The organism is Sporomusa sp. (assembly GCF_035561255.1).
Lineage (GTDB): Bacteria > Bacillota > Negativicutes > Sporomusales > Sporomusaceae > Sporomusa.
In genome coordinates, this window is sequence record NZ_DATMXX010000084.1 from 1 (window position 1) to 9,933 (window position 9,933).

The 9,933-nt window shown below is 47.9% G+C and carries 8 protein-coding genes and 1 pseudogene; 7 read left to right on the forward strand and 2 right to left on the reverse strand.

The window, feature by feature from the left end; translation table 11 throughout:
- Nucleotides 1–602: 602 nt before the first annotated feature.
- From VN379_RS04975 to VN379_RS05005, 7 genes and pseudogenes are all read left to right on the forward strand, one after another.
- Nucleotides 603–941 (forward strand): annotated as a pseudogene (locus VN379_RS04975) (DNA methyltransferase); the annotation flags it as partial.
- 81 nt (nucleotides 942–1,022) lie between these two features.
- The gene (locus VN379_RS04980) at nucleotides 1,023–1,289 is read left to right on the forward strand and encodes a type II toxin-antitoxin system Phd/YefM family antitoxin (protein ID WP_325531419.1); all 267 of its coding nucleotides are present in this window, start codon (nucleotides 1,023–1,025) and stop codon (nucleotides 1,287–1,289) included.
- Complete coding sequence (locus tag VN379_RS04985) at nucleotides 1,276–1,596, forward strand: type II toxin-antitoxin system RelE/ParE family toxin (protein ID WP_325531421.1); 321 nt, start codon at nucleotides 1,276–1,278, stop codon at nucleotides 1,594–1,596. Before VN379_RS04980 ends, VN379_RS04985 begins: the two co-directional genes overlap by 14 nt.
- A gap of 223 nt (nucleotides 1,597–1,819) precedes the next feature.
- A complete protein-coding gene (locus VN379_RS04990) occupies nucleotides 1,820–2,089 on the forward strand; it encodes a hypothetical protein (RefSeq protein ID WP_325531423.1) in 270 nt (89 codons plus the stop codon).
- A 652-nt stretch (nucleotides 2,090–2,741) separates the two neighbouring features.
- Complete coding sequence (locus tag VN379_RS04995; RefSeq protein ID WP_325531425.1) at nucleotides 2,742–3,572, forward strand: hypothetical protein; 831 nt, start codon at nucleotides 2,742–2,744, stop codon at nucleotides 3,570–3,572.
- 154 nt (nucleotides 3,573–3,726) lie between these two features.
- A complete protein-coding gene (locus tag VN379_RS05000) occupies nucleotides 3,727–8,733 on the forward strand; it encodes a heavy metal translocating P-type ATPase (RefSeq protein ID WP_325531427.1) in 5,007 nt (1,668 codons plus the stop codon).
- Nucleotides 8,734–8,772: 39 nt separating this feature from the next.
- Nucleotides 8,773–8,919, forward strand: coding sequence for a hypothetical protein (locus tag VN379_RS05005; RefSeq protein ID WP_325531429.1), 147 nt, complete (start codon nucleotides 8,773–8,775; stop codon nucleotides 8,917–8,919).
- A 50-nt stretch (nucleotides 8,920–8,969) separates the two neighbouring features.
- On the opposite strand, the gene VN379_RS05010 is transcribed toward VN379_RS05005, so the two are convergent.
- Nucleotides 8,970–9,098: a hypothetical protein gene (locus VN379_RS05010; protein ID WP_325531431.1), complete on the reverse strand. Its 129-nt coding sequence runs from the start codon at nucleotides 9,096–9,098 to the stop codon at nucleotides 8,970–8,972.
- A gap of 43 nt (nucleotides 9,099–9,141) precedes the next feature.
- Nucleotides 9,142–9,927 carry a DeoR/GlpR family DNA-binding transcription regulator gene (locus VN379_RS05015; RefSeq protein WP_325531433.1) on the reverse strand — a complete coding sequence of 262 codons (786 nt, stop codon included), beginning with the start codon at nucleotides 9,925–9,927 and terminating at the stop codon, nucleotides 9,142–9,144.
- Between the last annotated feature and the right edge of the window lie 6 nt (nucleotides 9,928–9,933).

Sequence of the window (9,933 nt, forward strand, 5' to 3'; positions counted from 1 at the left end):
CTATATGGTAAAATATAACTATAGGTATTTGATGTAATGGAGGAGTTGGCTTGCTTAAACATGTACCGCACCAATTAAGTATATAGCGTGCTCTATGACAAAATTCCCAACGATCATATTCTGAAGATTATCTCGTCGAATGTTGATTTTAGATTCATTAACGATTTGCTGAAAGATTCATACTGCAAGCATCTGGGGCAGTGCTCAATATTATGACCATAGTCAGTTTGCAAAGACCAATCAGTTCAAGCTAAAGTACAAAAAGAGAGCCAGTCATGAGTGGAAGAACGTGGAAATGATACATTTCCACGGGTTAGACCGTGCTCCGGGGTATGGTCTAAAATGCATGTCATTGCAACGTCGCGTATGTTGGGAAAACGGCGGACAGCCTTAAAATTCAAAACGATAGCATGGCTGCTGACGATTTTACAAGTTTCTCTTGCAAGCGTATACAACCACGCTGGAAGCTGTGGCACCGGGAGGTGCCATTTATGTTTGTCATTCCGACACCGAAGGTTTGAACTTTCGCAAGGCCATGGTGGATGCCGGCTGGTTGTTAAAGCAGGAAGCCAGGTGCAGCCCACACTTGGAACAGCGACCGTAAGCAAACTACGATCTGGCCGTTTGACCGGCCCAGCCGGAGCAGCGACCATCCGACGATGAAGCCGATAACTATTCCGGCCAATGCCATTCAAAACAGCAGCAAGGCCGGGGATATCGTCCTTAACCTCTTTGGCGGTTCCGGCTCCACTCTGATTGCCGCCGAACAGACCGGACGCATTTGCTATACCTCAGAGCTTGACCCGATATACGCCGACGTGATTGTCAGCCGGTATATTACTCAGGCCGGCAGTGATAAAGTCGTGTTTCTGTTGCGGAATGAGGAGAAAAATCCCATGCGGATGTCACCGGAGAGGTTGCGGTATAATGAACTTTATTGATTTTTGCGCCCTGTATTAAACGTTTTATTTTGTACATAATTATGCTATAATAATGTCAAGATAAATATAGGGGTGATATAGATGCCGGAAATCAGACCAATTACCGATTTGAGAAATACCAATGAAATCTCTGAACTATGCCACAAGCGTGAAGAACCAATCTTCATTACCAAAAACGGTTACGGAGATTTAGTTGTCATGAGCATGAAAACCTATGAGCGGCAAATGGCTCTTGTGGAAGTGTATAAAAAACTGGCGGAAGCGGAAAAGCAAATCGCTGATGGAATGCCGCTATTAGACGGGGAAGAAGTATTCAAAAAGCTGAGAAGAAAACATGGCAGAGCATAGTTACCGTTTGAAATTTACCCCGAAAGCCGAAGCAGACTTAGATGAAATCTATGGGTATATCTTCGGCACGCTGTCTGCTGCCCTTGCGGCAGATAAGCTGATGGATTACATCGAAGCGGCGATCATACGCCTGAAAGAATATCCATTTTCTTGTCAGTACGTTCTGGATGAGCCGCTCAAAGCACGTGGGTATCGGAAACTCATCGTAGATAATTATCTGGTCTTTTATCTGGTAAATGAAGTCGAAAAGGAAGTTGTGATTATGCGTATCCTTTACGGCGCGACCAACTATCAAGATATTTTATAGGCAATTTCTAACCCGCTCATGCTATAGGCTGGCCGTGCTTGTTCCGGCAGTTTTGTTAAAAGTGAGTTCACGTTAAGCATCTGTTTATTGCAGGTGCTTTTTTACTATCCATTTTTCAACAGCAGACAATGGGACTAGGCGCGGTTTGACGAACAATTAACTTGCTTTCCCGCGTGTTCATGGTAATATGTGCACTGACGAAATGAACAAGGGAGGGCTTTTTATGGATCAAAACAGCTTCAAATTTCGAATGCAAGTTACTGGCCGCGAACGAAAAGAAGTAGCCGCTCTTATCGCCGGCCACTTTGGCACACAGGCGGTTTACCAGGGCACGCGGGGATTCGGGTATCTGATTACAGAACCCGGCGGCCGTGAGTGGTTGGTTGACAAGGCCGGCGCGGTCGTTACCGAAGGCACGAAAGAAGACAATGTGACCAAACTATTCGCGGCCTTAAAGACACTTGCGGGGTATTTGGGGGTTAGGCTTGAATAATTGACTTATCTATATTGAAGAAAAATAAGTCAATTATTAGAGTAAGTCAAGCCTGACCCTGCTGTTCCCGCCTACACCGTTTTCGGCCGGATGGTGGACGGTGGCCCTGCGCGGTCAAGTAGAAGGTCTGGTGTTAACAGCTGACCTGAATAACGCCCGTCAACAATTTTTAGGTAAGACAGTTTATCCTAAATTTAGAGAACTATCAGGGATCGCTTATCGACATTACTATGCAGTCCGAGAAAGTAGATAAAATTATCAGCGCTGTTTTAACCAGTGACTGGAACGCTGAACAACTAATGGCCTTTTTGGATTTAGAATCACAAAAAATATGCTAAGTCATTAGGGATACCTCCGAAAGGTAACCTAAACGAAAACAGCCTATCCTTCTGATGAGGCGCTTCGCACGGGAATTTGACGAGGAGCTATTCGGAATGCTGATGGAGCGGATAAAGTAATAAATCTGGTAAAAGTGGAGTTTGTGCTGCGGTCGGGGGTTGGGGTTATATTTATGTCAATTGGATACAATACGCATGAAAACCATCGCGGCAGGACAAAAAGTTTAACATAAAGTTAATGCTAGGTTAACTCAATAAGAGCCAAACATAGTTACACTAGACTTAAGAAACAATGAAAAGGTTAGGTGGACTTGATGAGTTTGGCACTTGCGGTCACAAACCTGGCAGACACAGCATTATCCCAGCAAATAAATACAGCGGCCGTGCGTTGCCACCGGCTCGGTCAGCAGATTTGGTTTGCCGAAAAGCTACGAATCAGTCGACACCAGTTGCAGCTTATGGCCTTAGAAGCAAAGCTACGGCAGGAGGAACGTGAACTGCAGGTGGCGGTGACAGACTGCCAGGCACTTATTCATAATTTGTTAGCCTCCTCGCTAGAGAATGCGCAAAAGAGAGTCAAGTCCTTCGCTGTTGACCTAATGACGGGAAAAGAAGCCTATCGGGCCGAATCGATCGGCAGGAGAATCATTAGCCAGCGCGAGATTAACAATATCCTTGCAGTGGCAAGCCTCCAGATTAGCAAGACCTGGGAAATTCCACTTGAACCGGTATCAAAAGCATTGCTGGGTACAGCCGACATCACTGCCTACTCTCCGATTCGGTCGGCAAAAATGATAGCACAATATAAAACCACGGCAGCGGTATCGGAAGCGGTGAATCAGGCAGTTCAAATTGCCTGTGAAAAAAGTCTGGATGCAATTAGCCCGCACTGGATAGTAAAGGAAACATTGGGCAATTTCAATATCGCAGCGGCTATATTGAAAGCAACCGATTGCCATCCTGTGGCGCAGCAGCAACGTTGTATAGGCGATATTGAAAAGTGTATAGACGGTATGCTCACTAATGTGTATTACCAATTATCGCGGCGTTGTACAAAGCAAATTGCCCACGTCCTGTATTCGCTGTATCAGCCCACCCTGGAATTGTCGTGCAGGCGGTTGTATCTAGTTTCGAAAGCCATGTAATTGCGAGAGCAATACATGGCTTTTTTATGCATGAACTGGATAAACATGGGGATGATAATATCTATGTTCTTACGGACGTATAATGTGATACGGTACAGCAAGGAGCAATCCTTGCTGTCGTTTTTTCAGCATTACATGCAAAGGAGGCACTTTATTGGCAGCAGAGGTCGTAGTAGTAAAAGATGAATATCGACTCCTCCCAGGACGGTTGCGCATAGTCATACAAGGACTAAAGCGTAATCCGGATTTTTCCCAATATATATGCAGCGAAATGCTGGAACACAAAGGAATTCGACTGGTGACTGCCAATCCGCTGACCGGCCGTGCTTTAGTCTACTTTGATTCCTCTGTTATTGGTTTGACTGGAATTCAAAGAATGATTTCAGAGGTTAGTGAAGAATATCGCCGGCAGCGCAAGTGCAAGGTAGTAGTATCCGCTGAGGCGGAAACAGTAAGGGAAGTAACAAAAACGCACAACCTGTACACACTAGCCACGGGAGGCGTACTAGCCGGGTTGGTAGCCAAGCGTGCTCTCTTAGGCCGCTCACCATTGGCGGCATCACCGCAGGTTGTTAGCTTTGCTGCACTGATTACCATTGTTTCAGGGTACCCGATTTTACACAACGGGATCGAGACGTTGGCCAAGAAAAAGAGGGTAAACCATGATTTAGTCTTGTTTTTAGCAACTCTGGTTTTATTAGCGATGAAAGAAAGCATTACAGGCTTGTCGGTATTATGGATTGTGCACTTAACAAACCTGTTTCGTTTAACGATGCAAAGCCGCTCACAGCGCAGCGTCCAGAAGCTTCTGGCCAGTAAACAGCAAAAAGCCTGGCGCTGGTTAAATGAGCAAAAGGCTTTAGTGAAATGCAGTGATTTAAGAGAGGGTGATATTGTCGTCGTTCACAAGGGGGAAAGTATCCCGGTAGACGGGGCGATTGTTGCTGGAAAGGCAGCAATCAGCCAGGCGGCTGTATCAGGAGATTACCAATCTCAGCTAAAAGTGGCTGGCGATGCCGTATATGCGGGATCGCAAGTTCAGGCAGGAGCTATCAAGGTACGGGCAGATAAGGTAGGCGATGCTACCTCAATAGCACAGATTAGCCGCATGGTGAGCCAGGCACAAGCACGCCAGCTAAAGGAATCGCCTGCTGACGTATATACGGGAAAACTAATGTGGGGTGCAATTGCTATCGCAGGTGGTATGTTCTTGCTTACGCGTGACTTTATGCGCAGTCTGGCGGTACTCCTGGCAGGCTGTCCGGCAGCAATCTCACTGGCACGCAGTGCAGCGCTGGGGACTGCGGCTGCCGAAGCTGCCGGCAGGGGAATCTTTGTCAAAGACCTTGAGGCGCTTGAGAGAGCTGGTCAAGCGGATACTGTCTTGTTTGATAAAACAGGAACATTAACTACCGCGTCGCCAAGAATTTCCGAAGTGAGCGCCCTTGTCCCCGGTTTTGATGAGCCTGCCATACTTAGCCTTGCCGCCTCTGCCGAAAGTTCTACCAGTCACCCCCTTGCCAGAATGCTGGTTAACGAGGCGCGTAACCGCAGCTTGCCTATTTTGCCTGCCGAGGGCCGCGCAATTACAGGCTATGGCGTACAAGCAACCATCGATAACAAAAAGGTATTGGTAGGCAACCGCCTGCTAATGGAACGAGAGAAGATACCGGTTTTCCGGGCGACGGCCAAAGCCAAAAGAATTGAGCTTTTGGGTAATAGTATTATTTACGTTGCGGTAAACAAGCGGCTGGTTGGTCTCATCGGTGTGTGCGATAGTATCAAGCCCCAGAGCTACGAAGGTGTCCACGAACTCCGCTCACTGGGGATACAGGATATTGGTGTTGTTACCGGTGATACGATTTACCCGGCAGAGTATGTTGCGGCTGAGCTTGGTCTTCAATCGCACTGGAATTCGATGCTGCCCGAGGATAAGCTGAAACTTGTGGTACGGCTCAGGAATGCTGGCAGGAAGGTTGTGATGGTGGGAGACGGAATCAATGATTCACCGGCATTGGCAGCAAGCGATACCGGTATTGCCATGGGGCTGGGCGGAACCGACCGGGCTATCCGGACGGCTGACATTGTACTTGCTTACGATGATCCCCGAAAAGTGGCCCAAACCATTCTCCTCAGTCGTCATACCAATGAGGTAGTAAGGCAAAACATAGCCCTTTCGGTTGGTTTTAACGTCGTTGGTATGGCGCTGGCGGCAGCTCGCCTGATCTCCCCCGTAACAGCAGGACTTTTGTTAAATATTAGTACACTGGCCGTTATTCTAAACTCGGGGCGGTTGTTGACGCGGAGAACGAAAAAACGCCCGGCAACAATTGACCTGCAGCAATTTGCGGCAACAGGCAGTGAAGCCGCAACTGCTACGACGGCAACAACCGATAAGGTTGTATACCTGCCGCCTGAATGCTCCTCGCCCTGGCATGCAAAAGCCTGGACAGAGGTCTGTGATGGGCTTGAGACATCGCCCAAATTTGGGTTGGCTGGCCGTGACGCCCAGCTGCGCTTTGGGCAATATGGCCCCAATGCATTGCAAGAGGCGGAGAAACCTTCGTTTTGGAAGCTGCTCGGCGACCAGTTTAAAGATTTTATGGTTCAGGTGTTGATTGGTGCTGCCGGCCTTTCCTTTGCGCTGGGCAAGGCCAAGGATGCTATGCTGACTGTTGGCATTGTGGCGGCTAACGCCTTTCTCGGCGTGGTGCAAGAGCGGAAGGCGAGCAGTTCCCTGGAGGCTCTTAAAAAACTGTCTGCTCCTCAGGCCCGCGTTATCAGAGGGGGGCGCACCGTGAGAATTGCCGCAGAAAGCTTGGTGCCGGGGGATGTAATTCTACTTGAGGCCGGAGACCGCATACCGGCTGATGTACGCTTGTTAGCTACCTCACATTTTGAAGTGGAAGAGTCCGTGCTGACAGGTGAGCCGCTGCCTGTTCGCAAAGAGGCTAATATGACTTGTCCAGCCGAATATCCGCTTGCTGACAGGCGCAATATGGTATTCATGGGTACCTGTGTAACACGTGGACGGGCGAGTGCGGTTGTTGTCGCAACAGGTATGGCTACGGAAATGGGGAAAATAGCGGCTCTTATTCAAAGCCATGAAGAAGAGGTAACACCGCTGCAGCGGCGACTGGAGGAAGTGGGCAAGTATCTTGTGTACGGCTGCCTTGGGGTATCGGGCCTGGTATTTGTAATGGGCTTGCTCCGGGGAGAAAGAGTGCTGAACATGCTGCAAACCGCCGCAAGCCTGGCAGTAGCAGCGATTCCCGAAGGTCTGACAGCGATTGTCATCATTGCTTTGGCGATGGGGGTTCAGCGTATGAGCAAGCGCAATATCATAGTCCGCAAATTGTCTGCCATCGAAACGCTAGGCTGTACTACTGCCATTTGTTCCGATAAAACAGGTACTTTGACCCAAAACAAGATGACAGTACGGGAAATCTATACGGGAGATTGCACCTGGCAGGTAACGGGCGAAGGATATGCGCCAAAGGGAGAATTTTGCTTACAGGGAGCAACGATAAATCCGCTTCACAGTGACGAATTAATGTCGACGCTCAGAAGCGGTTCACTCTGCAGCAATGCTAAACTAGTCAAAACCCAGGCAGTCCAGGGTAAGGTAGTACCCCTTCATAAAGAAGCTGCCATAGGCTGGGGAATTGACGGCGACCCGACTGAGGCGGCCATTGTTGTTGCTGCTGCCAAGGCCGGCCTTACGCAAAGCCTGTTGGAAGAAACTTACCGGCGAATAAAAGAGTTCCCTTTTGAATCAGAACGGCGCATGATGTCAGTGGTATGTGAGCACAAGGACAAGAAGACAAAGCTAGTACATTGTAAAGGTGCTACCGATAAAATTCTAGCGGTTTGTACCCACTATGTACAAGCTGGTCAGGTACTCTTACTTGATGATTCAATCAGGGCAAGAATCGAACAGGCCAACGTGGACATGGCCGGGAGGGCGTTGCGCGTGCTGGCGAGCGCATACCGCGAGTTATCCCATTTCTACGATGAGGAAGAAAGTCAGGACATCGAAACAGGGCTGATTTTCTGCGGTTTAGTTGGCATGATCGACCCACCCCGGCCGGAAGTACCGGCAGCGATTGCAAAATGCAAAGCGGCCGGAGTCAAGGTTATCATGATTACCGGTGATCACCCGCTGACCGCCAAAGCCATTGCCTGCGAACTTGGACTGGTACGCAGTGATGGGCGTGTTGTCCTTGGCAGTGAGCTGGAAAATATGTCTGATACGGAGCTCGAGAATATCGTGGCCGACACGCACGTTTATGCCCGAACCTCTCCTCATCAGAAGCTTCGCATCGTCAAAGCGTTAAAGCAAAAGGGCTACGTTGTTGCGATGACCGGCGACGGCGTTAACGATGCCCCGGCGGTAAAAGCAGCGGACATCGGTATTGCCATGGGAATTATGGGTACTGATGTAACCAAGCAGGCTGCCAGTATGATATTGGCGGATGATAATTTTGCCACCATCATCAGGGCTATGGAAGAAGGACGTTCGATTTATGGCAATATCCGTAAGGCTATTCGTTATCTGGTTGCAACCAATATCGGGGAGGTAGTCCTTATGCTGTTGGCCGCTATTATCGGCCTGCCGCTGCCGCTCATCCCGATTCAGCTGTTGTGGATTAATCTGATTGGCGATGGATTTCCCGCCATTGCGCTTGTGAATGACCCAGCGGCGAAGAATATCATGAATAAACCGCCTAAGACAGCCGATGAAAGTGTTTTCTCAGGCGGCTTGGGGCGGAAGGTAATTACCCGCGGATTGGTTATTGGTCTGACCGGCGTAGCGCTTTTCGCCTGGAAACTGGCACGGACCGGTAATCTTATTTTGGCGCGGACCATTGTTATTGCTCAGCTTGCCATCAGTCAGTTTATTCATATTTTTGACTGTCGTATTGAGCGGGAAGCCGGTCAGGTTGGTCTCTTTAGCAATCCCTGGTTAATCGGCGCGGTTGCGCTTTCTATGAGCATGGTGGCAGGTATTATTCATGCTCCCAGGCTGCAGCAAATCTTCGGTACAGTTGGTTTAACAGGCCTGGATTGGGTGGTTGCCGCTCTGTTAGCAGGTGTTACTTCCCTAGTGGATTTTGGTATTGAGAGTATATTGGAGCGGCGGCGCATTCTTCCGGCATAGATTAAAAGTTGCTGCAGATACTACCTGCAAGGAGGTGGTATGATGCCTTGGATGTTTCCGGCTGTCGGGTGGGGTACATTCTTATTAATTCACGCCATCAGCGTTCCGCTTGTATATGGATTGGGCAAGGCCTGCGGAGCGAAAAAAGCTGCCCAAAAAATGATAGCCGAGCCAGAACACCTATAATCACAATGAAACCCTCCGAAGCTTATTCGGAGGGTTTCCATTATGATACGCTATGTCTCCTCGCCACTCATCTCTGCCGGTTGTGCTGCGTTTTCTTCAAAGGACGCTGCTCTAAGCTCCCTAGCCTCATTAACGATACTTTTCAATTCTTCACAGACAGCTTTTGCCCGATCCTTCATGGACAACAATCCGGCGGTAGTGAATTGATGCTTAATTTATTGTTTATTTTGCAGTTAACCATTGCAACTGGTCGGAATCAATATCATTTATCCATTCATCAGGTATCCCGTGATCACAAACCACCATATCAAAATCTTTAAGAGTTGCAAAGTTATATAAATGGTGAACATTTAGTTTGCTGGAGTCGGCGACTAAAATACTAAGATCGGATTTTTCTACAAGCAACTTGGAAAGCCGGATGTGCTCCTCCATAAAGGTACTAATATTTGAAGGAGAAAAACCGGCACAAGATAAAAAGGCCTTATTAACAGATAGTTGCGTCAGCATATCTTCAGCAAAAAAACCACTTGTTGCCATAGACGCAGCGTTAGTTTCTCCGCCAATAACGATCACCCTGCCATCAAAAGCCCCTTCTTTTCGATAGTTCAGTAAACCAAATGAAATAGGTAAAGAATTGGTAACAACAAATAAATTTTTCTTTGTTAGCAGATGCGGTGTCATTTGTTCGAGAGTGCTTCCGCCTAACAATGCGATGGTATCATTGTCTTCAATAAAATTTGCCGCTGCTGCGGCGATTATTTTTTTTGACTGTAGATTATAAACCGCTCGTTCGTTATACAAAAGTTCCAAACGCGTATTTTTAACTTTGATTGCTCCGCCAAAGATTTTAGTAAGTTGATTGTTTGTAGCTAAATAATCAAGATCGCGGCGAATGGTTTCCATGGATACATCAAATTTTTGGGCTAATGTTTTAACATAGACTTTGTCCTTGACGTTGAGCTCATCAAGTATCTTTTGTCTTCTTTGTTCAATTGATTCATATAGCATTTACAT

What these genes read in the sequence shown, in the direction of transcription:
- VN379_RS04985 (WP_325531421.1), top strand. Translation starts at nt 1,276, where the DNA reads ATGGCAGAGCATAGTTACCGTTTGAAATTTACCCCGAAAGCCGAAGCA.
- VN379_RS04980 (WP_325531419.1), top strand. Translation starts at nt 1,023, where the DNA reads ATGCCGGAAATCAGACCAATTACCGATTTGAGAAATACCAATGAAATC.
- VN379_RS05015 (WP_325531433.1), bottom strand. Translation starts at nt 9,927, where the DNA reads ATGCTATATGAATCAATTGAACAAAGAAGACAAAAGATACTTGATGAG.
- VN379_RS05005 (WP_325531429.1), top strand. Translation starts at nt 8,773, where the DNA reads ATGATGCCTTGGATGTTTCCGGCTGTCGGGTGGGGTACATTCTTATTA.
- VN379_RS04995 (WP_325531425.1), top strand. Translation starts at nt 2,742, where the DNA reads ATGAGTTTGGCACTTGCGGTCACAAACCTGGCAGACACAGCATTATCC.
- VN379_RS04990 (WP_325531423.1), top strand. Translation starts at nt 1,820, where the DNA reads ATGGATCAAAACAGCTTCAAATTTCGAATGCAAGTTACTGGCCGCGAA.
- VN379_RS05010 (WP_325531431.1), bottom strand. Translation starts at nt 9,098, where the DNA reads ATGAAGGATCGGGCAAAAGCTGTCTGTGAAGAATTGAAAAGTATCGTT.